The sequence below is a fragment of the Pseudomonas sp. 273 genome, from assembly GCF_029201425.1.
Classification (GTDB): domain Bacteria; phylum Pseudomonadota; class Gammaproteobacteria; order Pseudomonadales; family Pseudomonadaceae; genus Pseudomonas; species Pseudomonas delhiensis.
The window spans coordinates 324,859-348,722 of the sequence record NZ_CP116775.1 but is presented as its reverse complement, the minus strand read 5'-3'; the positions used below and the strand labels follow the sequence as shown (position 1 = coordinate 348,722).

Below are 23,864 nucleotides of genomic sequence, written 5' to 3'. Positions count from 1 at the left end.
TCCCTCAGAAGAAAATGGATGGATCGCCGGCGCGGGCGGTCAGCCGGCCTTCGCTCATCAGGCCCATGCGCTCGAGCCAGCGCTCGAACTCCGGCGCCGGGCGCAGGCCCAGCAACTGGCGGATGGTGGCGGTGTCGTGGAAGGCGTTGGTCTGGTAATTGAGCATGATGTCGTCGCCCATCGGCATGCCGATGATGAAGTTGCAGCCGGCGGTGGCCAGCAGGATCATCAGGTTCTCGTTGGAGTTCTGGTCGGCGTCGGCGTGGTTGGTGTAGCAGCAGTCGCAGCCCATGGAGATGCCGCTGAGCTTGCCCATGAAGTGGTCTTCCAGGCCGGCGCGGATGATCTGGCGGTCGTTGTACAGGTACTCCGGGCCGATGAAGCCGACCACGGTGTTGACCATGAACGGGTCGAAGTGCCGGGCCAGGCCGTAGTTGCGCGCCTCCATGGTCAACTGGTCGGCGCCGTGGTGGGCGCCGGCGGACAGCGCCGAGCCCTGGCCGGTTTCGAAGTACAGGCAGTTGGGCCCGGCGATGCGGTTGTACTCGGCGCCCACCGCGCGCGCCTCCTCGAGCATCTCCAGTTCCACGCCGAATTCGCGCAGGCCCTTCTCGCTGCCGCAGATGCTCTGGAAGATCAGCCCGCCCGGCGCGCCGCGGCGGATCGCTTCCATCTGCGTGGTTACGTGGGCCAGCACGCAGCCCTGGGTGGGGATGGCGAACTTGTCGATGGCCTCGTAGACGGTGTGCAGCACGCGGCTGAGGTTCTCGACGTTGTCGGTCACCGGGTTGACGCCGATCACCGCGTCGCCGATGCCGTAGGACAGCCCCTCGTACATCTGCGCGGCGATGCTCTGCACGTCGTCACGGGTGTCGTTGGGCTGCAAGCGGGCGCTGAAGCGACCGGGCAGGCCCATGGTGTTGTTGGCCTTCTTCACCACCGGCATGCGCTTGGCGCCATAGATCAGGTCGGCGTTGGAGCAGATCTTCGCCACCGCCGCCACCACCTCGGAACTCAGGCCCTTGCGCAGGAAGGTGATGTCGTCGTTACTGGTGGTGTCGGCGAGCAGGTATTCGCGCAACTCGCCGATGCTCCACTGCGCGGCACGGGCGTAGGCGGTTTCGTTGAGGTCGTCCTGGATCAGCCGGGTGACGCTGTCCTCCTCGTAGGGGATGACCGGGTTCATGCGGATGTCGGCCACCGTCAGTTCCGACAGCACCTGCTTGGCCGCCACCCGCTCCTGCGCAGTGGTTGCCGCCACGCCAGCGAGCACGTCGCCCGAGCGCGGCTCGTTGGCCTTGGCCAGGACTTCCTTGACGTCCTTGAACTGATAGGTCTTGCCGAACAACTGGGTCTTGAGCTTCATAACACCACCTCAGGAAGGGAAAGCCAGTGACTTGACGGTGACCGGAAGGATCTCGCCGTCGAACAACGGGCTACCGATATCGATGTAGTCGCCATCGCTGGTCGCCACTTCGTCGATAACCGCCAGGGCGCGGCCGGCCAGGCGCGGCTGCAGGAGCATGCCGAGGACCTTGCCGAGGTCCTGGGCGGCCACCACCAGCAGCGGATGGGCTTGGGTTGCATGGCGCTGGAAGCCGGCGAGTTCGTCCACGCAGCGCTGGATGGCCCGGTAGGCCACCGGCAGGTCCGCCGGCAGGGCCAGGGCGTAGAGGTCTTCGCCGGCGCGCAGGTCCATGCGCAGCAGGTTCTGCAACCAGCCGTCGGCAAGGCCCGCGCCCTGGCCGCTGGCCCAGTTCGTCGCGCAGGGCACCACCGGCACGTTGCGCATCGGCAGTTGCATTTCGCGCAGCCAGATGGTGCTGCCGGACAGCGACAGGCTGTGGGCGCCGGCGCCGATCACGGTGGCGCGCACGGTCTGTTTCGGCTCGGCCAGCGGCAGGCGCTGGAAGCCGGGGTCGCCGTGCAACGCCGCGGCCAGCAGCGGGCCGATATCGCCGAAGCGGAACGGCGCCTGTTCCGCGCCGTGGTAGTAGCATTCGCCGACGCCGCCGGAGAGGGTCAGCGCCTGCAACTGGCCGACCGCGGGCAGCGCTTCGGTCATCAGCAGTTCCCTGGCCAGCGGCGACGGCGTGCCGTCGATCACCTCGTACAGCAGCGCCGCCATGCGCCGCGCCAGCGTGCGCAATTGCTCGATGGACAGCGCCTGGGGCTCGGCGCCGAACAGCTCGCGGCAGATCGCCCGCGCCGGCGCATGCAGGCGCAGCAATGCGCCGCGGCTGTCGGTCTCCACCAGGCGCCCGCCGACGTTCAGGCAGGCCGAGCCGATCACCCGGCCGGCCTCGAACAGCACGTAGTTGGCGGTGCCGCCACCGATGTCGATGTTCAGCACCCGCCCGGCGCAGGCGGCGGACAGTTCCGCCGCGCCGGCGCCGCGCCCGGCGATCACCGACTCCAGGTGCGGCCCGGCGCTGGCGACCACGAAGTCGCCCAGCCGCTCGGCCAGGCGCAGCACCGCCGGGCGCGCGTTGCGCGCCTTGGAGGTCTCGCCGGTGATGATGATGGCGCCGGATTCCACCTGCGCAGGTTCCAGCCCCGCGGCGCGGTACTGGTCGAGGATGAAGGCGAGCAGCTCGTCCTCGCGCAGGTGGCCCTCGAAGTCGATCGGGGTGAAGGCCACCGGGCTGACGTAGGTGACCTCCCGCGCGGCGAACTCGTAGTGCGGCACCTGCGACAGCGAGGCGCGGTTGACCAGCACCAGGCGCGAGAAGATCACCTGCGTGGTGGTGGTGCCGACGTCGATGCCGACGCTGCGCAACTCGCGCCTGCTCATGGCCGTGCCCTTACTCGGCCCGCTGCAGGTCGGCGTCGGGCAACGCCACCGGCTCGGGTTGGGCTTCGGATTTCGGCGCGATGAGCAGCGCCACCACCACCGCGGTGACACCGCCGAACAGCTTGCCGACCAGCATCGGGAAGATCATCGCGGACATGTTCGCCGCGGTGAAGCCGAGGTGGTCGCCCAGGGCGAAGCCGGCGGACACGGCGAAGGCGCAGTTGATGATCTTGCCGCGGGCATCCATCTTGCCGAACATGCCGAACATCGGGATCACGTTGGCGAGGGTCGCCACCATGCCGGCGGCGGCATCCTTGTTCATGCCCAGCAGGCCGCCGACCTTCATCAGCGGGGTGCCGAACCAGCGGGTCAGCAGCAGCACCATGGGGTAGGCGCCGAGCAGCACGCAGGCGATCGAGCCGATCACCTCCATGGCGCGCATCACCGCGCCGGGCTCGTCGCCCTCGCTCATGAATATCGGGTCCATCCCCGGGATCAGCGTCCAGCCCACGGTGAACTGCACCACCGCGGCGGCCAGGCCGAGGGTGATCAGCCCCACCAGCAGCTTGGCGAACACCTCGAAGCCGGCGATGATCTTCTCCGGGCAGAACTTCAGGCCCAGGGCGATCAGCACCGCGACCACCAGCACCGGGATCATGTTGACGAGGATCATCGCCAGGCTGAACTGCACCGGCTCGCCGTTGACCTCGATGCCCGAGTACATCGCCACCAGCCCGCCGGCGATGCAGCCCAGCGGCACGGTGACGATCCCGGCCAGGGTGCCCAGGGCCAGGTAGCGGCGGTCGGACGGGTCGATGATGCCCAGCGCCACCGGGATGATGAACACCAGGGTCGGGCCCATCATGGCGCCGAGGATCAGCCCCGAGTACAGCCAGGCGGCGGTGTCGCCGCCGGCCAGCTCCTTGGCCAGGGAGAAGGCGCCCATGTCGTTGGCCAGCAGGGTCCCGGCGAACATCGCCGGGCTCGCCCCGACGCTCTCGTAGAGCGGGATCACCAGTGGCCCCAGCAGGTTGGCCAGCACCGGCGCCAGGGCGGTGATGCCGACCATGGCCAGGCCCAGCGCGCCCATGGCCATGAAGCCTTCCTCGAACTGCCCGCCGGAGCCGCCGATGCCGCGCCCGAGCCAGCCCAGGCCGAGGTAGCCGAGGACTTTCTCCGAACCGCCGAATTGGCTGAATACCCTGTCCACCGCCCCGATCAGCAGGAAGACCATCATCACGTAGAGGATGATTTCGTTAACGCTCATGACACCTACTCCTGAACAACGTCGTTTCCTTCACGGCAGGCGCGTCAGCGCTGCCAGGCATCCTGGTAGATCGCGGTGATCTGTTGCGCGCAGGCGCTGCGCGGGTTGCCGGCCAGGCAGATGTCCTGCAGGGCCGCCTCGGCCAGCGCGGCGAAATCCTCGCGACGCACGCCGTGGGCCTGCAGGTCGCGGCCGGCGGCGCCGACTTCGTCGATCAGGCGCTGCACCGCGGCGATGCTGCGTTCGGCATCCAGGCTTTCGCGGCTGAGCGCGTGGCCGATGTCGGCGTAGGCGCGCTTGCAGACGAGCTGGTTGAAGCGCATCACCGCCGGCAGCATCAGCGCGTTGGCCTGGCCGTGGGGAATGCCGTAGCGCGCGCCCAGGGGGTGCGCGGTGGCATGGCACAGGCCCAGGCCGGAATTGGAAAAGGCCATGCCGGCCATGTACGAGGCGAGCATCATCGATTCGCGGGCGCCGACGTTGCCGCCCTGCCCACCGCCAGCGGCAGGGCCTCGCCGATCAGCGCCACGGCGCGCAGGGCCAGGCCCTGGGTCAGCGGCGTGGCGTGCGGCGCGACGTAGGCCTCGATGGCGTGGGTCAGCGCGTCGATGCCGGTGGCGGCGGTCACCGCCGGCGGCACGCCGAGGGTCAGGCAGGCGTCGATGATCGCCAGGTCCGGAATCAGGTCGGTGTGCACCAGCACCTGCTTCAGGTGCCGCTGGCTGTCGGTGATGACCGCCACGTTGGTGGCCTCGGAGCCGGTGCCGGCGGTGGTCGGCACGGCGATCAGCGGCATGCGCCGGCGCAGCGCCGGGCCCTCGCCGAGGTCGCTCACCCGGCGCTCCGGGTTGGCCGCCAGCAGCGCCGTGGCCTTGGCCGCGTCCAGCACCGAGCCGCCGCCGAAGGCCAGCACGCCGTCGCAGTCGGCGGCCAGCAGTTGCCGGCCGGCGGCCTCCACCACTTCGCTGTGCGGCTCGCCGCCGGCATAGACCAGGCATTCGTGGGCCAGCCCGGCGTCGTCCAGCGAACGCAGCAGGCCCTGGTCCAGTCGCTGCTCGTGCAATCGGCCGTCGACCATCACGAACAGCCGGCGGATGCCCAGCGCCGCGCAGGCCTCGCCGGTGCGCACGGTGGCGCCGGGGCCGATGTAGGTGCTGGGCGGCACGCGGAATTCGCGCACCGCGCGGGCATTGAGCATGTCCAGGGCGCGATGGATCACCCGGCCGACCTCCTGCTCGTGCATGTCAGCGTTCCTCCTCGGCTTGCAGGCCGCAGGCGGCGATGGCCAGCGGCGTGGTGAACAGCGGCGGCGCGGGCAGGATCACCCGCTGCGCGGGGAAGGCCGCGGCGAACAGCGGCTGTACGCCGGGCAGGGTGCAGGAGCCGCCGGACAGGTAGATGGCGTCCACGGCCTGGCCTTGCAGGTGCGTGCGGACGATGTCGGCCATCTTTTCGAACACCGGGCGCGCCAGCGGCCACAGGGCCTCGCCCTCCTTGCGCTTGCGCCGCTCGGCTTCCTCCAGCGGCACGTCCAGGTGGCCGGCCAGCACCAGGCTGACGTGATGTCCGCCGGTGGGTTCGTCGGCGGAATAGGTCACTTCGCCGTCGTGCACCACGGCCACGCCGGTAGTGCCGCCGCCGATGTCCACCACCGCGGCGCGGTCCAGGCGCAGCATCCGCGCCACCGCCGAGGGCTCGTCGATCACGCAGCCGACTTCCAGGCCGACGGCCTCCAGCACGTGGGTGGAAATGCTCGCCTCGGTGCCCGGCGGGTACGAGGTCGCGGCGCGCTGGAAGCACACGCCCAGTTGCCGCTCCAGGCTTTCCAGCTGGCTGCGCACCAGCTTCACCGCGCCGAAGAAGTCCCAGACCACGCCGTCGTGCACCACGTCGGCCCAGTCCAGGCGCACCGCCACCGGCAGCGCCTGGGCGTCGAGCACCACCGACACCACGGCGCTGGTGCCCAGGTCGATGCCCAGGCTCAGCGGCCCGCGGTCGCCCGGTTGCGCGACGGGGTGCGCCAGGCAGTAGGCGGCGCGTTCCAGGCGCGGCAGCAGCCAGTTTTCGAGATCGCGTTGCATGGCCGCCTCAGACGATCCGCAGGTGGTCGACCATGACGCAGCGGCGCAGGCGCACGAAGGTGCGCGCCGAGGTCACGCCCTCGCCGGTCGGCGTGGTGATGGTCATGGTGGTCCAGCCCTCGCCGCCGAAGCCCAGGCCGGCGAGGCATGGCCCGTTCTTGACGAAGATGCTGGTGTCCATGGCGTTGGCCATGCGGTCCAGGTGGTCGAGGTTGCGCGAGTGCATGGCGGCCGTGTGGTGGCAGCCGCCCTCCAGCTTCACCGCCAGGGCGATGGCCTGGTCGACGTTGGCCACCCGCACCATCGGCAGCACCGGCATCATCATCTCGGTGATGGCGAAGGGGTGGTCGGCGGCGCTTTCCAGCAGCAGCAGGCGCGTCTGTTCCGGTACCTGCAGGCCGATGGCGGCGGCGATCTTCGCCGCGTCGCGGCCAACCCAGTCGCGCGCGACAGTGCCGCGCCCCTGCCCGTCGACCTTCGGCAACAGCAGCGGCAGCAACTGCTGGCCCTGGGCGGCGCTCAGCTCCACGGCCTGGTGCTTGAGCATCTCGGCCTTGAGGGCGTCGGCGACGCTGTCGACCACGATCAGCACCTTCTCGTCGGCGCAGATGATGTTGTTGTCGAACGAGGCGCCGAACACGATGTCGCGCGCGGCGCGCGCCAGGTCGGCGGTCTCGTCCACCACCACCGGCGGGTTGCCGGCGCCGGCGGCGATCAGGCGCTTGTCGGTGTGTTTGCGCGCGGCTTCCACCACCGCCTCGCCGCCGGTCACCACCAGCAGGCCGATGCCGGGGTAGCGGAACAGCCGCTGGGCGGTCTCGATGTCCGGGCGCTGCACGGTGGTGATGAGGTTGGCCGGCGCGCCGGCCGCGACCATGGCCTCGTTGAGCAGGCTGACGGTGCGCTGCGACACCCGCCTGGCCGCCGGGTGCGGGGCGAACACCACGGCGTTGCCGGCGGCGATCATGCTGATGGCGTTGTTGATGACGGTGGCCGCCGGGTTGGTCGAGGGCGTCACCGAGGCGATCACGCCCCAGGCCGCGTTCTCGATCAGCGTCAGCCCGCGGTCGCCGCTGAGCACCTGCGCCTGCAGGCATTCGGTGCCGGGGGTATGGCGGGCCTGGGCGATGTTCTTGGCGGCCTTGTCGGCCACCCGGCCCATGCCGGTTTCTTCCACCGCCAGTTCCGCCAGCTCCTGGGCGTGGCGCTCGCCGGCGGCACGGATGGCGGCGATGGCCCGGTCGCGCATGGCCACCGAGCGCAATGCTTTTTGCGCCTGCGCGGCGGCGGCCACGGCGGCGTCCAGTTCGACGAACACGCCGGGGGCGCAGGTCGCGCCCGGCGCGGAACCCCCGGCCGTGGAGGTCGCCCCTATGGAGGCGAGCACCGCCTTGACCACCTGTTCGATTTCCTTCGGGTTGATGTCCACGTCGTGCCTCACAGAATTCAGGGATGAGCCAGGCCACTCCACCTGGCGCGGGCCGGTGGAGGACGCTTGTCGTGAATGACCGCCGGGGGCGGGCCTATTTGCGGTAGAGCAGGCTGCCGTCGAGCACCGCTTCGTCGACGATGCCGACCACGCACAGGTCGATCGGCACGCGTTCCTCGGCCAGGGCCTGGCGCGCGGCGCTGCCGCTGGCCAGCATCACCCACTCGCCGTTGCCGGCGCCGAGGCAGTCGCTGGCCACGTGCCGTTCACCGCCGGGCTGCCCGGCACGGTCGAGCATCTCGACCAGCAGCAGCCGGTCCAGGCCCATGCCCGGATGCTTCACGGTGCACACCACCTGCCCCACGACAATCGCCAGTTTCATCGCCTGTTACCTCGTCGGGCCGCGTTCCCCGCGGCGTACGCATGGATCCTCGGTGACGGTGCCCGGCACGCGCAGGGCGCGCTCAGGCACCGCTCGGACAGTCGCGGCGAACCGCTCAATCCACCGGGCGATCCCCCGCCAGCTTGATCGGAAAGACTTCCTCCAGGTCCGAATGCGGGCGCGGGATCACCTGCACCGACACCACTTCGCCGACGCGCTGCGCGGCGGCTGCGCCGGCATCGGTGGCCGCCTTGCAGGCCGCGACGTCGCCGCGGACCATGGCGGTGACCAGGCCGCCGCCGATCTGCTTGACGCCCACCAGCTTCACCCGGGCGGCCTTGACCATGGCGTCGGAGGCCTCGATCAGCGCCACCAGGCCCTTGGTTTCGATCATGCCTAATGCTTCCATCTCACTCTCCTCGAACAATCGATCGCCCTTCGCAGGGCCTCTTCGGAGTGGCTAGCCACTCGCGTTACCCCCGGACGGCGGGGGCCGCCGTCCGGCTCAGGCGACTCGCCCGACAGCCTCGGCGCCGCCGGCCATCTTGTTGGCCAGTAGCACCGTCTGGATCATTTCCTCGCTCGTGCAGCCGCGCGACAGGTCGTGCAGCGGCGCGTTCATGCCCTGCAGCAACGGGCCGATGGCGTTCATGCCACCGAGCCGCTGGGCGATCTTGTAGCCGATGTTCCCGGCCTCCAGGCTTGGGAACACGAACACGTTGGCCGCCCCGCCCAGCGGGCTGCCGGGCACCTTGAGCGCGGCCACCTCGGGCACGAAGGCGGCATCGAACTGGAGCTCGCCGTCGACGCACAGGCTTGGCTGGCGCTCGCGCACCAGCTCGCAGGCCTGGCGCACCGCCTCGGCATCGGCATGCCTGGCGCTGCCGTGGCTTGAGAACGACAGCATCGCCACCCGCGCCGGCTTGCCGGTCAGCCGCTCGAAGTTGGCGGCCGAGGCGATGGCGATGTCCGCCAGTTGCTCCACCGTCGGCCGCGGCACCACGCCGCAATCGGCGAAGGCCAGGGGCGCGCCGCCGTCCGCGGGCAGCATGACGAACACCGAGGACAGCGTGCGGTTGCCCGGTGCCAGGCCGACCACCCGCAGGCCGGCGCGCAGCACGTCGGCGGTGGCGCTGAGGTTGCCGGCGATGCACAGGTCCACCTGGCCGGCCGCCAGCAGCGCCGCGCCGAACCACAGTGGGTCGTGCAGCTGCTCCAGGGCCTGCTCGGGGCTGAGCTTGTTCTGTCGTTGCGCCAGGTCCTGGGCGAAGCCGTGCAGCCAGGGCGAGCGCGACGGGTCGATCAGCCCGAGGTCGCCCAGGCGGATGTGCCGCTCCAGGCAGTAGCCGCGCAGGGCGAAGGGGTTGCCCAGCAGCAGCGGCTCGGCCAGGCCCTCGCGCTTGAGGTACTGCGCCGCCTCGATGGCGCGGCGGTCCAGGGCGTCGGGGAAGACCACCCGCGGCGGGTTCTGCCGGGCTACCCGGCGGCATTCGTCGAACAGCTTCATGGCGCATCCCCCTGCACGCGCCGGCCCAGCTCGGCGGCGCTCGGCCAGGGTTGCCCGCGCAGGTGCAGCAGGCTCAGCAGCATGGCCACGTAGAGCGCGCTGGAAAGCCGGTTGAGGGCATGCAGCAGGTCCGGGCGACGCAGCTTGAAGCCGGCCTCCATGAACACCTGGGCGGCGCAGATTTCCACCTCGCGGACCTTGGCCCGCAGCAGGTTGAGCAGCGCTGGCGCGCGGCCGTGGCAGCACTCGGGCACCAGGTGGTCGTGGCCCAGGTATTTCAGAGGCGCGTGGGACAGGCGGTGCAGCACGGCCTCGTCGAGCCCGCCGACGGCGAACCCGGCCAGTTCCTCGCCGAGCACGTCGGCGCGCATCAGCTGGCCGAGCAGCGAACGGATGTCGGCCAGCCAGGCGGCCAGCCCGGCCGGTTCCACCAGCTCCACCTGCAGCCACACCGCCAGGGCGATGGCCGCGTCCAGCTGGGCGCGGAACTGCAGGCGCGGATCGTTCTTGGCCACCAGCTCGTGGGCGTTCAGGTGGGTCATGCCGGCGGGCTTGTGCGCCGGCGTCTCGCCGCACAGCTGGCAGGCCGCGGCGACGCGCTGGTCGCTGCCGGTCAGGCCGTGCACCGGCTTCAGGCGCGCCGCGCCGTCGGCGTCCGGCTCGCCGGCCGGGCGGTACAGGCGCCCCTGCTCGTCCTGGAACTTCAGCGACAGGCGGCGCTCGTCGATCAGCGCGCGGGCCGAGGGCGTCAGCCGCGCATCGGCGGGCAGGCGCAGCTCGGTGCCTTCGCTCAGGCCATGGCGTTCGCGCAGCCAGGCCTCGGTGATGAAAGTGCTCATGGCCGCCTCACTGTTCCTGCCAGTTGGCCGGCCAGGCGACGTAGAGGAAGCGCACCCGGCTGGGGGTGCCGAACTCGATGGCGCTGCCCTTGGGGATGAACAGCAGGTCGCCGGGCTGGCCCACCAGGGTCTCGCCGTTCTGGCGAATGTGCAGCTCGCCCTCCAGCACCAGGTCCACTTCGTCGTAGTTCAGCGTCCAGGGGAAGAAGGCGTTCTCCCACTGCATGAAGCCGGCGCCCATGCTGCTGCCGTCCTCGGCGCCGACCACGTCGGTGATGCCGATCTGGCAGTCGCCCGGCACCCCGTCGAGGCGGCCGAAGCGCACGCTGTCGCCCTTCACCAGCTTGATCCCGCCGGCGCCGGTGCGCGCCTCGAAGGCTGCCCGGGCCACTCTGGCGCCGCCCTGCTGCGCGGCCTTGCGCACCAGTTGGTCGACCAGTTGCGCGTCCACCTCGGCGGGCAGCCGCGCCAGCACCTCGGCACGGATCCGCGCCAGCTCGTCCTCGCTGGGCCCGGCCGCGGCCGCTTGCGCTTCCTGTGCCTCCGGGCTGCCGGCCACCCGCTCGACCAGCGCCAGGCCCACCTGCTCGGCCACCGTGCGCGCCTCCGGCGTGACGATGCAGCGCGGCAGTTCCACGGCCAGGGAACTCTGCCCGGCGGCGATGGCTTCACGGATGTCGTTGGCGGTAATCAGCTTCTTCATCTCAACAGGTCCTCGATCGGATTCCGTGCGTTCAGCAGCGCGCGCAGGCGCTCGATGCTGGCGGGGTCGTCGCTGGCGGTGCGGACGATCTCGCCGTCGATGCCGTGGCTGCGCAGCAGGCGCTCGATGGCGGGCAGGTCGACGCCGGGCAGGTCGCACTTGCTGATCACCCCGATCAGCCGCTTGCCGGCGTGGATGTCGAGCAGCCCGGGCGGCAGCCGGCATTCCAGCGAGTCGGCGGGGTGCACGTAGACCAGGGTGTCGACGTCGTCGGTGCTGGTGATCAGCGCGCGGTACAGGCGCGGGTGGCTGACGAACTCGCCGGGGGTATCCAGCGCGCCGCTGGGGTCGTATTCCAGCGCCTGGGTCTTGCGCGCCGCCGCGGGGTTGCCGCACAGGGCGTTGAACAGGGTGGTCTTGCCGGCGCCGACGCCGCCGACCAGGGCATACCGCTGCGCGCTCATCATCAGCTCCTGGTCACCGGGCAGACGCTGTAGTCGAGCAGCCGGCCGAGGGCGGCGCAGGTCTGCGCCAGCGCCTCCTCCACCGCGCCGACGCTGCCGTGCAGCACCAGGGCGCCGCTGAAGCGGTCGAGGAAACCGATGTTCACGTTCGCCGCCTTGGTGGCGAAGTCGCCGGCGATCATCGCGGTCTCGCCCGGGGTCAGGGTCATGATGCCGATGGCCTCGGCCCCGGGCACGCCGATCTTGCTCGCCAGCTCCTCCTGGGGGTGCGCGATCAGGTGCGCCAGGGTCACCTGCTTGCCTGGGACGAATTCCTGGATGATGCGCTCTTTGGACACGTGCTCTGCTCCTCTAACTGCTTAGGAAGCTAACAAGTGCCAGGACGGCGGCCCTATCAAAATCCGGCAAAGTTTTCCGCCGCCCCGCAAGACCGGAAAACTCCTACGAGAAACCGCTGGAACGCCCGCAGGACGCCGCATCGACGGTTTCCCGCCGAGGCCTGCGACCCGCGGCCGACGCCGTGCTGAGTGACTTTGTCGCAGCCGGCGGGAGGCGTCCGGGCACAGGCTGGGCGCAGCTATGGCGGTGGCGGGGAGTAGGGGAAAGGGGCATCTGACAGACAGGTTCCGCATCGGCCCGACTTGCCCGGCCGGGGCGTTGTTCGTAAGGTGCGCACGTTTTCGTTCGAGGTAACGGGAAGCAGGTGAAAGACCTGCGCTGCCCCCGCAACGGTAACCGACCGCAGGCCCGCGCCTGCCGCGCTCCAATCCGCCACTGTGCGCCACGCATGGGAAGGCCGGGAGCGTGCGAGTCGGCAGCCCGGAGACCGCCCTCGACACGCACGACAGGTGTTGCGGAGGGCCGCACCGTCAAGCGCGGCCCCTCCCGCCCTTGCCCAGCCCTCCTCGAAAGTCCACTTTTGAGGAACCCATCGATGAAACTTTCCCGTCTCGCCCTGGCCGCCGCCGTGCTGCCCGCGGCGGCCTTCGCCACCGACGATGCCGAACAGGCCTACCAGCTGCCGTCGATGGTCATCACCTCGGCGCGCCAGGCCGAACCCCGCGGCCAGGCTACCTCGGCCAACACCGTCTTCACCCGCGACGACATCGAGCGCCTGCAGGCACGCAGCGTCCCCGAGCTGCTGCAGCGGGTGCCCGGCGTGCAGCTGAGCAACGCCGGCGGCCTGACCAGCTACTTCCTGCGCGGCACCAACCCCGGCCAGACCCTGGTGCTGGTGGACGGCCAGCGCATCGCCTCGGCGAGCAGCGGCATCGCCCGCCTGGACTACCTGAACGTCGACAACATCGAGCGCGTGGAAGTGACCCGCGGCCCGCGCTCGGCGCTGTACGGCGCCGACGCCATCGGCGGGGTGATCCAGATCTTCACCCGCCGCGGCGAAGCCGGCCTGCACCCGCAGGTGCGCCTGGCCGCCGGCAGCAACGGCACCTTCCAGCGCAGCGCCTCGCTCGCCGGCGGCGACGAGCGCACCCGCTTCGACCTGGGCGCCAGCCTCGACGAGAGCCGCGGCTACGACTACACCCGCGACAACGTCGGCGCCGACAGCGACCACGACGGCCAGCGCAACAAGGCCGTGCACCTGAACCTGGACCACCGCCTGAACGAGGACTGGAAGGCCGGCTTCAGCCTCAACGACCAGCGCGGCGACAGCGAATACGACGACGCCTACAGCTACGCCCCCGCCGAGCCCCACGACGAATTCCGCGTCAGCAGCTACAGCGGCTACCTCGAAGGCCAGCTGACCTCGATGTGGAACAGCCGCCTGGAACTGGGCCGCAGCTTCGACCGCAACAAGGCCGTGGGCGCCGCCGAGGTGTGGAACAACGGCACCCTGGAAACCACCCGGCATTCCGCCAGCTGGTTCAACCGCCTGCAGTTGGATGCGCGCAACCAGCTGGCCCTGGGCGCGGACTGGTACGAGGACCGGGTCGACGGCAGCACCGCCTTCGCCGAGGACAGCCGCACCAACCACGCCTTCTTCGCCCAGCACAGTTTCAAGGGCGAGGCCTTCTCCACCGAGCTGGGCCTGCGCCACGACGACAATGAGCGCTACGGTTCGCAGAACAGCTGGAACGCCGCCTTCACCCTGCCGGTGGGCGATAGCCAGAGCTGGATCGCCAGCTACGGCGAGGGCTTCCGCGCGCCGACCTTCAGCGACCTCTACTACCCCGGCGCCAGCAACCCGGACCTTGCGGCCGAGACCTCGAAGACCTACGAGCTGCAATGGCGCGGCGACTTCGCCGGCACGCATCTTGAGGCCGCGCTGTACCGCACGGAAGTGGACGACCTGATCGCCTGGGACAGCGCCAGCAACCAGCCGCAGAACATCGCCAAGGCGCGCATCGACGGCTTCGAGGCCAGCCTGGCCCGCGAGGTCCTCGGCTGGCAGGCCAACCTCGGCCTGAGCATCATCGACCCGCGCGACCGCGACACCGGCCACACCCTGCCGCGCCGCGCCCGGCGCACCCTGAGCCTGGACCTGGACCGCCAGTTCGGCGCCTTCGGCGTCGGCGGCACCTGGCGCGCGCTGAGCAACAGCTACGCCGACGCGACCAACCAGGACCGCCTGGGCGGCTACGGCGTGCTCGACATGCGCGGCAGCTGGCAGTTCAGTGAAACGCTGCGCTGGGACCTGAAGCTGCAGAACCTGCTGGACCAGGACTACGCCCGCGCCAGCTACCAGCGCCCGACCGACCCCATGGGCTTCCCCAGCGAGACCTTCCACTACAAGGAAGCCGGGCGCACCGCGCTGCTGGCGTTGACCTGGACGCCGGAGTTGTAGGTATCGGCCCATGCAGGAGCGCGCCCTGCGCGCGATTTCGCGGGCAGGGCCCGCTCCTACAGGTTGCCGTGAGGCATGGCATTCTCACCCGTAGGAGCGGATTCATCCGCGATTCCGCAGGCAGGGCGGACGGCGCCCAGGCCAACCTTGGCGCCGCCGGGGATCGCCATTAAACGGCGGATAACGCGGAGCGTTATTCGCCCTACGCATTCGCCGTGCTGCACGGCATGTCCCCGTTGGGGCAACCGTCTTGCCGACTGCGCCGAGGCGCGCGTCGTAGGATGGGTTGAGCGAAACCCATGCCGTCGTGGTGATGGGTATCGCTCAACCCATCCTACGACGGCGTTTCTCCGCACTCCGAGCGGACCCTGTCCGCGATAGCCAGAACCACCGGCGCCATTCCAATGTAGGAGCGCGCCCTGCGCGCGAATCGCGGGCAGGGCCCGCTCCTACAGGTTGCCGTGAGGCATGGCATTCTCGCCCGTAGGAGCGGATTCATCCGCGATTCCGCCGGCAGGGCGGACCACGCCCAGGCCAACCTTGGCACCGCCGGGGATCGCCGTTAAACGGCGGATAACGCGGAGCGTTATTCGCCCTACGCCAACACCCCCGCCAGCCGCCCCAGCGCCGAGCAATCCACGGCGTGCCAGTCGCTCAGCTCCGGCCAGGGGTTCTCCACCAGGTTGACCAGCGCCGTGTAGCTGCCCGCCGCGCGGCCGCATTCCAGGTCGAAGCGGTAGTCGCCGACCATCAGCATGTCTTTCGGCTGCACGCCCCAGCGCTCGGCCAGGTGCAGCAGGCCGTCGGGATTGGGCTTGGGCCGGGCTTCGCCGCGGCCGAGGATGTCGCCGGTGGCGAAGCAGTCGCCCAGGCCGATGGCTTGCAGAGTCACCAGCGCCAGCTCGTGGGCGTTGCGGGTGAGGATGCCGAGGCGGTAGCCGGCCTCGTGCAGCGCGCGCACCAGGTCCACCGCGCCGGGGGCGGCGGTGGAGGCCAGGGCCAGTTCGCGCTCGTGCGCCAGCAGCCAGGCGTGCTTGGCCGCCGCCTCGGCTTCCGGCAGCGCCGCCAGGTGGCTGAGGATGTCGTCTTCCTGGGGGATGCCCAGGGCCCGCTTGATCGCCGGGAAGTCGTGCACCGCCAGGGTCAGGGTGCCGTCCATGTCGAACACCCAGTGGCGGATCAGGCCCGGCCTCATGTCCAGTCCTCGCGGCGGCGGATCAGGCCTTCCTGGGTCGCCGAGGCCACCAGTTGGCCGTCGCGGTTGAAGATGCTGCCGCGCACGAAGCCGCGGCCGTTGCCGGCCCAGGGGCTGTCGATGGCGTACAGCAGCCACTCGTCCGCGCGCAGGTCGCGGTGGAACCACACGGAATGGTCGATGGTGGCCACCTGCATGTCCTTCTGCCACACCGAGCGGCCGTGGGGCAGCAGCGAGGTGGTGAGGAAGCCGAAGTCCGAGGCGTAGGCGAGGATGTACTTGTGCAGCGCCGGCACGTCCGGCAGCTTGCCGTCGGCGCGCAGCCAGAGGTACTTGATCGGCTCGCCGACCTGCGGGTCGTAGGGGTCGTTCTGGGTGACCGGGCGGATCTCGATGGGCTTGGGGTACAGCAGCTTGTCGCGGATGCGCTCGGGGAACTGGGCGATGCTGCGCTGCTTGAGCTCCAGGTCCGTGGGCAGGTTCTCCGGGCCGACCACGTCGGGCATCGGGATCTGGTGCTGGAAGCCCTCCTCGTCGTACTGGAAGGAGGTGCTCAGGGCGAAGATCGGCTGGCCCTTCTGGATGGCGGTGACGCGGCGGGTGCTGAAGGTGCCGCCGTCGCGCACCCGGTCGACCTGGTAGACCACCGGCATGCTGGCGTCGCCCGGGCGCAGGAAGTAGCCGTGCATGGAATGCACGTGGCGCGCCGGCTCCACCGTCTGGCTGGCCGCCGACAGCGCCTGGCCGAGCACCTGGCCGCCGTACAGCTGGCGGAAGCCGAGGTCCTGGCTGATGCCCCGGAACAGGTTTTCCTCGATGGGTTCCAGGCTCAGCAAAGCCACCAGGTTGTCCAGGATCTGGGTCATGACGTTTCCTCGGAATCGATACTGCGAATGGGATGCGGGCGGCGCGGCTGGGGGTAGGCAGGGGAGCTGGTCAGACGAGTGTCCCATACCGCGCGGCCGATGGTGAAATGATAGAGGCTGACCGGGCGGTCCGATCCTTCGCCGAGCAATTCCCGCAGCGCCTCGTCGAAATAGCAGCCGATGCCAGTGCCCGAGAGCCCGGCGGCCTCGGCCTCCAGGTAGAGCACCTGGCCGATCTGCCCGGCCTCCCAGTACAGCCGCGGGTAGGTCCAGGGGCCCTCGGCCAGCGCCGCGTCCAGGTCGGCGAGCATGGCGAAGGCCACGCAGCCGTCGCTGGCGATGTCCTGGCCGCAGGAAAGGAAGGCCGAGAGCTGGCGGGCGTCGCCTTCCAGCAACAGGTACAGCGGCAGCCCGGCGTCCGCCCGGCGCCACTGGAAGTCCGCGCGCAGGCCGCCCGGCGCGCGGCCGCTGCGGCCCAGCCAGTAGAGCCCCGGCGCCAGGCCCTGGACGCGGTGGACGAACAGCAGCAGGTCCAGGCGCGGCGGCTCGCCAGTGCAGGCGAAGGGCACCGGCGAGTGCTCCGGCAGCAGGCGGCGCAGCCAGGCCAGCAGCAGCTCGGCGTGGATGCCGCTGCGGCCGTCCAGGCTCTGCGCGCTGCGCCGGCGGTGGAGAATCGGGCGCAGCGGCAGGCCGGGGTTGTCCAGGGCCGCCTCGGCGCGCGGCAGGCGCCAGTCGGCGGGGGCCAGCGCCGGCGCACGGCACAGCGCGTGGACGCGCTCCAGCTCCGGCCAGTGGCGGTAGCTGCGCGAGAGCCGGTTGGGCGCGCCCTGCAGCTCCAGCGCCGCCAGGCCCCGCAGCAGCGCATCGGGCACGCGGGGCTCAGGGTCCTGCGGCGGACCTATCCACAGCAACGCATCCACCGCCTCGCGCTCGTGGAAGCCTTCCCGGTCCAGGCCGAAGGGCGCGTCCAGGCTGCGCTCGTCCAGCGTGCGCAGCAGCCGCACTTCCCAGCCCTGGATGGCCGCGGCGATGGCCAGGGCCGCCAGGGCGTGGCCGAAGTCGTGCTGGCAGTAGCGGTAGGCGCGCTCGCCGTACTTCCAGGCCTCGCGCCAGGGGATGCTGGCCAGCGCCAGCAGCAGGCCGTTGCCGGGGAGCTGCCCGGCCAGGGCGGGCGGCAGTTCGGCGCGCACCTCCAGCAGGTGTTCGTCGGCCGTGTAGTGGGCCAGCACGGCGGACTTGTCCACAGCCCCGGCCGGCAGCAGCAGGTAGGCCTCGGTGGGATGCAGGTTGCCGCTGGAGGGGTTGACCCGCAGCGCCCAGCGGCTGCCGCCGGCTTCCTTCCAGGCGGAGAGGGCCAGGCTGTCGTAGAGCAGTTGCGAGACGCTTTCCAGGCCCAGCGGCGCCGGCTCGCCGAGGGGGCCGGCGAACACGCCGTCGTAGCCCGGCGATTCTTCCTGCGGGCGGTGCAGCAACTCGATCGAGCGCGCCCCGGCATAGCGGCGGAAGGGCGCCGGCTGGGTCGCCCAGTCCAGCTGGCCGGGCCCCGGGGCGAAGCGCTCCGGGGCGTGGCAGCTCAGGGCATGGTAGGCACGCACGGCCTCGGCGGCGTTCATGTCTGCGCCTCCAGCCATTGCTGGCGGCTGATGCGCAGCAGCAGGCGCGGGGTGCTCAGGCTGGGCAGGTGCATGGTTCGCCTCGGGATGCTCGTCAGGGGCCTATTGTGCCCCATGCACGGCCCTGGCGCCCGGCCGCGGGGCCGGCTTACCCTTGCCGCTGAACAGCCCGAGCCCCGTCCCATGCCGTTGCCCCTGGTCTACCACGACGACTACAGCCCGCCCTTCCCCGCCGGCCACCGCTTCCCGATGGAGAAGTTCCGCCTGCTCAAGGAGCACCTGGTGGCCAGCGGCCTGATCTGCGACGCGGCGCTGCTGCGCCCCGAGCCCTGCCCGGCGGACATCCTCGCCCTGGCCCACGACCGCGGCTACATCGAGCGCTACTGCGGCGGCCGGATGAGCCACGAGGAGCTGCGCCGCCTGGGCCTGCCCTGGAGCGAGGCCCTGGCCCTGCGCACCGTGCGCGCGGTGGGCGGCTCGCTGCTGGGCGCGGAGCTGGCGCTGCGCCACGGCCTGGCCTGCCACCTGGCCGGCGGCACCCACCACGCGCACCACGACCACGCCTCGGGCTTCTGCATCTTCAACGACCTGGCGGTGATCGCCCTCTACCTGCTGGAGAGCGGCCGCGCCGGGCGGGTGCTGATCTTCGACTGCGACGTGCACCAGGGCGACGGCACCGCGCGCATCCTGGAAAACGTCCCCGACGCCGTCACGGTATCGCTGCACTGCGAGAAGAACTTCCCCGCGCGCAAGGCGCACAGCGACTGGGACATCCCCCTGCCGCTGCACATGGGCGACGCCGACTACCTGCGGGTGGTGGACGAGGCGCTGGACTACCTGCTGCCGCTGTACCAGCCGGACCTGGTGCTCTACGACGCCGGGGTGGACGTGCACAAGGACGACGCCCTGGGCTACCTGAACCTCACCGACGCCGGCCTGGCCGCCCGCGACGAGCGGGTGATCGAACGCTGCCTGGCCCGCGACGTCCCGGTGCTGGGGGTGATCGGCGGCGGCTACGACAAGGACCGCGCGGCCCTGGCGCGGCGCCACGGCATCCTCCACCACAGCGCGCAGCGCGTCTGGCAGCGCCTCGGTCTGGGCTGAGTTGTCCACGCAGGCTGTGGAACAACCTGTGGAAAAGCTTGGGGGCGTCCGCCCCGGCCCCCGCCCGGCCTGGGGCACAGCCGGCTGGGTGAAAGATGACCAGGCAAGCTTGCACGCAGCGGAGCCTTGTCCACGGATACTGTGGAAGCCACTGTGGATAAGCTGCGGGGCCTTCGCTGCAGGCCACGCCCCTCAAGCCCTCCAGCCCAATGAACAAAATATGACCAGGGCGTTCTTCGTAGGAGCGAGCTTGCTCGCGAAGGGCGCCGCGGAGGGAATGGGGGTTCGCGAGCAAGCTCGCTCCTACAAGAGCCCGAGGCATCGGCTTGTCCACGGATGCTGTGGAGCCGCCTGTGGATATCCTGGGAACAAGCGCGCCGGCCGCCCGTGAGCAAAGGCTTCGCCGCGGCTGCCGGCAAATTGACCAGCCGCCCGCCGCAGCGGCTAGGCTAGAATGCGCGCCCTCTCCACCGACCATGCCCAGCCCATGACCAGCTCCAGCCCCTCGCCCTCCCCCAGCGCCATCGTCATCGGTGGCGGCCCCGCCGGCCTGATGGCCGCCGAAGTGCTGGCCGGCGCCGGCATGCGCGTGGCGCTGTACGACGCCATGCCCTCGGTGGGGCGCAAGTTCCTGCTGGCCGGCGTCGGCGGTATGAACATCACCCACTCCGAGGCCCGCGAGGCCTTCGTCGGCCGCTACGGCGAGCGCCGCGGGGAAGTCGGCGCGCTGCTCGCCGATTTCGACGGCCAGGCCCTGCGCGAGTGGATCCATGGCCTGGGGATAACCACCTTCGTCGGTACCTCCGGCCGCGTCTTCCCCACCGACATGAAGGCCGCGCCCCTGCTGCGCGCCTGGCTCAAGCGCCTGCGCGAAAAAGGCGTAGTTATCCACACCCGCAGCCGCTGGCAGGGCTGGGACGACCAGGGCCGCCTGCTCATCGACGGCCCCGCTGGCCGCGAGGCGCTGCGGGCCGACGCCACCGTCCTCGCCCTGGGCGGCGGCAGTTGGCAACGCCTGGGCTCCGACGGTGCCTGGGTGCCGCTGCTGCAGGCGCGCGGCGTGGAAGTCGCGCCCCTGCGTCCCTCCAACTGTGGCTTCGAAGTCGAGGCCTGGAGCGAGTTCTTCCGCGACAAGTTCGCCGGCGCGCCGGTCAAGCCGGTGGCCCTGGGCCTGGACGGCGAGGCGCCGCGCCAGGGCGAGTTCGTGGTCACCGCCGGCGGCATCGAGGGCAGCCTGGTCTATGCGCTGTCCGCCGCCATCCGCGAGCGCATCGCCCGCGACGGCTCGGCCACCCTGTACCTGGACCTGCTGCCGGGCCGCAGCGCCGAGCAGGTGGCCAAGGCCCTGGCCCAGCCGCGCGGCTCCAAGTCCATGGCCAACCACCTGCGCGGCCGCCTGGGCCTGGACGGCGTGCGCGCCGGCCTGCTGCGCGAGTTGTCCACAGCCGCGGACTATGCCGAGCCGCAACGCCTGGCCGCGCTGATCAAGGAGCTACCGCTACGCGTGGTGCGCGCCCGCCCGCTGGACGAAGCCATCAGCAGCGCCGGCGGCGTCACCTTCGAGGCTGTGGATAAGCAGCTGATGCTGAACGCCCTGCCCGGGGTGTTCTGCGCCGGCGAGATGCTCGACTGGGAGGCCCCCACCGGTGGCTACCTGCTCACCGCCTGCTTCGCCAGCGGCCGCGCCGCCGGCCTGGGCGCATTGCGCTGGCTGAAACTGGAACCCTAGTGCTAGATTGCGGACTCCCACCCGCAGAGTCCGCGCCATGCCCCTGAGCTTCCGCCCGGCCCGCGCCGGGGACGTCGACGCCGCCGTCCCGCTGATCTACAGCTCCGGCCCCGATGCCTTCGACTACGCCTTCGCCCGCCCCGGCCGCAACAGCGCCGAGGACTTCCTGCGCCACGCCTTCGTCCAGGGCGGCGGCCAGTTCGGCTGGCGCCAGCACACGGTGGGCGAGCTGGATGGGCGGGTGGCGGCGGTGGGGACCGTGTTCGGCGGCGAGGCCAACCTCGGCTACATGCTCGCCGCCAGCCGGCAGATCCTCGGCTTCTTCGGCCCGGGCGCGCTACCGGTGATCCACCACGGCCTGCAACTGGAGCGCATCATCTGCCCGCCGCCGAAGCAGACGCTGTACCTCGCCCACCTCGGCGTGGCGCCGGAGCTACGCGGCGAAGGCCTGGGCAGCCAGTTGATCGCCCACTTCCTCGAACGCGGCCGCCAGGCCGGCCTGCCCATGGCCGCCCTCGACGTGTCGGTAGCCAACCCGCGGGCCCAGGCGCTGTACGAGCGCATGGGCTTCGTGGTGCAGGCCGAGCGCACCTCCGACCTGCCCGGCGTGGCCAGCCACCGCTACATGCAGCGCGCCCTCTGAGCCTACGCTAGACTGCGCGCCAGCCGCCCGCAGAGGCGGCAACGCCACCGTGCCGGCCAGTGCCACGACAAGGAAGCGCCATGAGCGACCTGAACAGCGTCGAACTGAAAGTCTTCGTCCCGGCCCGCGACTACGCCCAGTCCCAGGCCTTCTACCGCGACCTCGGCTTCGCCAATCCCTGGGGTTCCGAGGAGCTGAGCTACTTCCACCACGGCGACCGCTGCGCCTTCCTGCTGCAGAACTTCTACGTCAAGGAATTCGCCGAGAACCTGATGCTGCACCTGCTGGTGGAGGACGCCGACGCCTGGTGGCAACGCCTACGCGAGATCGATATCGCCGGGCGCTACGGGGTGCGGTTGGGGGAGCCTGCGGACCAGCCTTGGCGGATGCGGGATTTCACCTTGCATGATCCGAGCGGGGTGTTGTGGCGTATCGGCCACAATCTTGATTGAGCGCGGGGTCGCGGCTTTTCGTAGGAGCGAGCTTGCTCGCGAACGGCATTCTGCCGGGTGGTTCGGTGTGTATCCTCAAGAGCGCCCTCTCCCCAGCCCTCTCCCTGAAGGGAGAGGGGGCTTGTCCGTGCCGAGAGGAGGCTTGGTTTCAGCCGGTAGTCTCTGTGCTAGCCGGCTGACGCTGGAACATCCAAATACACCGAACGATCCCCCTCCCTTATTGAGCGGGGCGTGACTTTTTGTAGGAGCGAGCTTGCTCGCGAACGGCGTTCTGCCGGGTAGGTTCGGTGTGTATCCTCAAGAGCGCCCTCTCCCCAGCCCTCTCCCTGAAGGGAGAGGGGCTTGTCCGTGCCGAGAGGAGGCTTGGTTTCAGCCGGTAGTCTCTGTGCTAGCCGGCTGACGCCGAAATACCCGAGCATGCCCAACGGTCCCCTCTCCCTTTAGGGAGAGGGTTAGGGAGAGGGAGCGGGGCTGAACCAGAGCACAGGTATTGCCGGTCAAGCCCGCCCCTACAGATACCACCCCCAAGGCTGGTCGGACACATACTCCGTCACCTGCTTCACCTCCAGGTAGTTCTCCAGCCCCCACACCCCAAGCTCGCGGCCGATACCACTCTGCTTCATGCCGCCCCAGGGCGCCTGGGTGAAGGTCGGTTGCGAGCAGTTGACCCAGACGATCCCCGCGCGCAACCCGTCGGCCACCCTCGCGGCACGCTGCGGGTCGCCGGACATCACCGCGCCGGCCAGGCCGAAGCGGCTGTCGTTGGCCAGGCGCAGGGCCTCGGCCTCGGTCCTGAAGCGCTTCACGCAGAGCACCGGGCCGAAGATTTCCTCGCGCCAGACAATGGCGTTCTCCGCCGGCTCGTCGAAGATGGCCGGCTCGACGAACCAGCCCTCTTCCAGCCCCGCCGGGCGCCGGCCACCGGTGAGCAGGCGGGCGCCGCAGGCCTTGCCCTGCTCGATGAAGCCCAGCACCTTGTCGTACTGCCCCTGGCTCACCAGCGGGCCGAGCAGCACGCCCGGCTGCAGGCCGTTGCCGATGGAGATGGCGCGGGTGGCCTCCACCAGGCGCTCCAGCAGGCGCGGGGCGATGCCTTCCTGCACCAGCAGGCGCGAGGTGGCGCTGCACACCTGGCCCTGGTTCCAGAAGATGCCGAAGAGGATCCACTCCACCGCCGCTTCCACGTCGCTGTCGTCGAAGACGATGAAGGCCGACTTGCCGCCCAGCTCCAGGCTGATGTTCTTGATGTCCCGGGCCGCCGCCGACATGATCTTCGCCCCGGTCGGCACGCTGCCGGTGAAGGCCAGCTTGTCCACCCCCGGGTGCTGGGCGAGCGGGCCGCCGGCCTCGCCGCCCAGGCCCGGCAGCACGTTCAGCACGCCGGCTGGCAGGCCGATGGCGTCGGCCGCGGCGGCCAGTTCCAGGGCGCTCAGCGGCGTCAGCTCGGAGGGCTTGAGCACGCAGGTGGCGCCGGCCGCCAGGGCCGGGGCGACCTTCCAGGCGGCCATCAGCAGCGGGTAGTTCCAGGGAATGATCTGCCCGGCCACGCCCACCGGCTCGTGGCGGATGCGGCAGCGGAAGCGCTCGTCGGGCAGGGCCAGCGCCTGGTCCTGGCGGCCGTCCAGCTCGCGTGCCAGCTCCGCGTAGTAGCGGAAGCAGCCGATGGCGTCGGCCACGTCCCACTGCGCCTCGGGCAGCGGCTTGCCGTTGTCGCGCACCTCCAGTTCGGCCAGCCCGGCCTGGTTGCGTTCCAGCTCGTCGGCCAGCGCCTCCAGCCACTCGGCGCGCTCGCCGCCGCGGCTCTGTCCCCAGCCACGGTTGAAGGCCTGGCGCGCCGCGCGCACGGCGTGGTCGACGTCTTCCTCGGTGGCCGCCGGCACCTCGCGCAGCGGCCGCCCGGTCGCCGGGTCGAAGCTGGTGAAGGTCCCGCCCAGGTCCGGGCTGACCCATTGCCCATTGATGTACAGCTGGTCACGCATCGCACGTCTCCTTGTCT

At 70.6% G+C, this 23,864-nt stretch carries 21 protein-coding genes, 1 pseudogene and 1 riboswitch; of the genes and pseudogenes, 5 read left to right on the top strand and 17 right to left on the bottom strand.

Annotation, left to right across the window (positions count from 1 at the left end):
* Positions 1-4 precede the first annotated feature (4 nt).
* From PKO50_RS01650 to eutS, 13 genes and pseudogenes are all read right to left on the bottom strand, one after another.
* Positions 5-1,366 carry an ethanolamine ammonia-lyase subunit EutB gene (locus PKO50_RS01650; RefSeq protein WP_275628624.1) on the bottom strand — a complete coding sequence of 454 codons (1,362 nt, stop codon included), beginning with the start codon at positions 1,364-1,366 and terminating at the stop codon, positions 5-7.
* 9 nt (positions 1,367-1,375) lie between these two features.
* A complete protein-coding gene (locus PKO50_RS01645; protein WP_275628623.1) occupies positions 1,376-2,794 on the bottom strand; it encodes an ethanolamine ammonia-lyase reactivating factor EutA in 1,419 nt (472 codons plus the stop codon).
* A gap of 10 nt (positions 2,795-2,804) precedes the next feature.
* Complete coding sequence (gene eutH, locus PKO50_RS01640; RefSeq protein WP_275628622.1) at positions 2,805-4,061, bottom strand: ethanolamine utilization protein EutH; 1,257 nt, start codon at positions 4,059-4,061, stop codon at positions 2,805-2,807.
* Positions 4,062-4,105: 44 nt separating this feature from the next.
* Positions 4,106-5,259, bottom strand: a pseudogene (locus PKO50_RS01635) (iron-containing alcohol dehydrogenase).
* 46 nt (positions 5,260-5,305) lie between these two features.
* Positions 5,306-6,142, bottom strand: coding sequence for an ethanolamine utilization protein EutJ (gene eutJ, locus PKO50_RS01630; RefSeq protein ID WP_275628621.1), 837 nt, complete (start codon positions 6,140-6,142; stop codon positions 5,306-5,308).
* Positions 6,143-6,149: 7 nt separating this feature from the next.
* On the bottom strand, positions 6,150-7,571 hold the full coding sequence (locus PKO50_RS01625; RefSeq protein ID WP_275628620.1) for an aldehyde dehydrogenase family protein: 1,422 nt from the start codon (positions 7,569-7,571) through the stop codon (positions 6,150-6,152).
* 94 nt (positions 7,572-7,665) lie between these two features.
* Positions 7,666-7,953 (bottom strand): ethanolamine utilization microcompartment protein EutN, encoded by a 288-nt coding sequence (eutN, locus tag PKO50_RS01620; protein ID WP_275628619.1) that lies wholly within the window; start codon positions 7,951-7,953, stop codon positions 7,666-7,668.
* Between the two features lie 115 nt (positions 7,954-8,068).
* Positions 8,069-8,362, bottom strand: a complete 294-nt coding sequence (gene eutM / locus PKO50_RS01615) for an ethanolamine utilization microcompartment protein EutM (RefSeq protein WP_109936393.1) — start codon at positions 8,360-8,362, stop codon at positions 8,069-8,071.
* A gap of 96 nt (positions 8,363-8,458) precedes the next feature.
* Positions 8,459-9,460 (bottom strand): phosphate acetyltransferase, encoded by a 1,002-nt coding sequence (locus PKO50_RS01610; protein WP_275628618.1) that lies wholly within the window; start codon positions 9,458-9,460, stop codon positions 8,459-8,461.
* Positions 9,457-10,299, bottom strand: coding sequence for an ethanolamine utilization cob(I)yrinic acid a,c-diamide adenosyltransferase EutT (eutT, locus tag PKO50_RS01605; protein WP_275628617.1), 843 nt, complete (start codon positions 10,297-10,299; stop codon positions 9,457-9,459). The genes PKO50_RS01610 and eutT overlap by 4 nt, the downstream gene beginning before the upstream one ends.
* A 7-nt stretch (positions 10,300-10,306) precedes the next feature.
* Positions 10,307-11,002: an ethanolamine utilization acetate kinase EutQ gene (eutQ, locus tag PKO50_RS01600; RefSeq protein WP_275628616.1), complete on the bottom strand. Its 696-nt coding sequence runs from the start codon at positions 11,000-11,002 to the stop codon at positions 10,307-10,309.
* Entirely contained in the window at positions 10,999-11,466 is a 468-nt protein-coding gene (locus tag PKO50_RS01595; RefSeq protein ID WP_089389808.1) for a EutP/PduV family microcompartment system protein, read from the bottom strand. Before PKO50_RS01595 ends, eutQ begins: the two co-directional genes overlap by 4 nt.
* 2 nt (positions 11,467-11,468) lie before the next feature.
* Positions 11,469-11,804 (bottom strand): ethanolamine utilization microcompartment protein EutS, encoded by a 336-nt coding sequence (gene eutS, locus PKO50_RS01590; RefSeq protein ID WP_275628615.1) that lies wholly within the window; start codon positions 11,802-11,804, stop codon positions 11,469-11,471.
* Between the two features lie 311 nt (positions 11,805-12,115).
* A riboswitch (cobalamin riboswitch) is annotated at positions 12,116-12,316 on the top strand.
* Positions 12,317-12,400: 84 nt separating this feature from the next.
* Between eutS and PKO50_RS01585 the strand changes: the two genes are divergently transcribed.
* On the top strand, positions 12,401-14,266 hold the full coding sequence (locus tag PKO50_RS01585) for a TonB-dependent receptor (protein WP_275628614.1): 1,866 nt from the start codon (positions 12,401-12,403) through the stop codon (positions 14,264-14,266).
* A 595-nt stretch (positions 14,267-14,861) separates the two neighbouring features.
* Here PKO50_RS01585 and PKO50_RS01580 read toward each other — a convergent pair.
* Genes PKO50_RS01580 through PKO50_RS01570 form a run of 3 tightly spaced genes read right to left on the bottom strand, consistent with a single transcriptional unit; the run spans position 14,862 to position 17,940 of the window.
* Positions 14,862-15,461, bottom strand: a complete 600-nt coding sequence (locus tag PKO50_RS01580; RefSeq protein ID WP_275628613.1) for an HAD family hydrolase — start codon at positions 15,459-15,461, stop codon at positions 14,862-14,864.
* A complete protein-coding gene (gene tesB, locus PKO50_RS01575) occupies positions 15,458-16,327 on the bottom strand; it encodes an acyl-CoA thioesterase II (protein WP_109936399.1) in 870 nt (289 codons plus the stop codon). The genes PKO50_RS01580 and tesB overlap by 4 nt, the downstream gene beginning before the upstream one ends.
* The gene (locus PKO50_RS01570) at positions 16,324-17,940 is read right to left on the bottom strand and encodes a SagB/ThcOx family dehydrogenase (protein WP_275628612.1); all 1,617 of its coding nucleotides are present in this window, start codon (positions 17,938-17,940) and stop codon (positions 16,324-16,326) included. Before PKO50_RS01570 ends, tesB begins: the two co-directional genes overlap by 4 nt.
* A 183-nt stretch (positions 17,941-18,123) precedes the next feature.
* Here PKO50_RS01570 and PKO50_RS01565 point away from each other — a divergent pair, with 183 nt between their 5' ends.
* The 4 genes from PKO50_RS01565 to PKO50_RS01550 all read left to right on the top strand — a co-directional run bounded on the left by PKO50_RS01565 (position 18,124) and on the right by PKO50_RS01550 (position 21,868).
* The gene (locus tag PKO50_RS01565) at positions 18,124-19,044 is read left to right on the top strand and encodes a histone deacetylase (protein ID WP_275628611.1); all 921 of its coding nucleotides are present in this window, start codon (positions 18,124-18,126) and stop codon (positions 19,042-19,044) included.
* Between the two features lie 487 nt (positions 19,045-19,531).
* Positions 19,532-20,773 (top strand): TIGR03862 family flavoprotein, encoded by a 1,242-nt coding sequence (locus PKO50_RS01560; protein ID WP_275630413.1) that lies wholly within the window; start codon positions 19,532-19,534, stop codon positions 20,771-20,773.
* 37 nt (positions 20,774-20,810) lie between these two features.
* Positions 20,811-21,416, top strand: a complete 606-nt coding sequence (locus tag PKO50_RS01555; RefSeq protein WP_275628610.1) for a GNAT family N-acetyltransferase — start codon at positions 20,811-20,813, stop codon at positions 21,414-21,416.
* Between the two features lie 80 nt (positions 21,417-21,496).
* Positions 21,497-21,868 carry a VOC family protein gene (locus PKO50_RS01550; protein ID WP_275628609.1) on the top strand — a complete coding sequence of 124 codons (372 nt, stop codon included), beginning with the start codon at positions 21,497-21,499 and terminating at the stop codon, positions 21,866-21,868.
* 509 nt (positions 21,869-22,377) lie between these two features.
* Here PKO50_RS01550 and PKO50_RS01545 read toward each other — a convergent pair.
* Positions 22,378-23,847: an aldehyde dehydrogenase family protein gene (locus tag PKO50_RS01545; RefSeq protein ID WP_275628608.1), complete on the bottom strand. Its 1,470-nt coding sequence runs from the start codon at positions 23,845-23,847 to the stop codon at positions 22,378-22,380.
* Between the last annotated feature and the right edge of the window lie 17 nt (positions 23,848-23,864).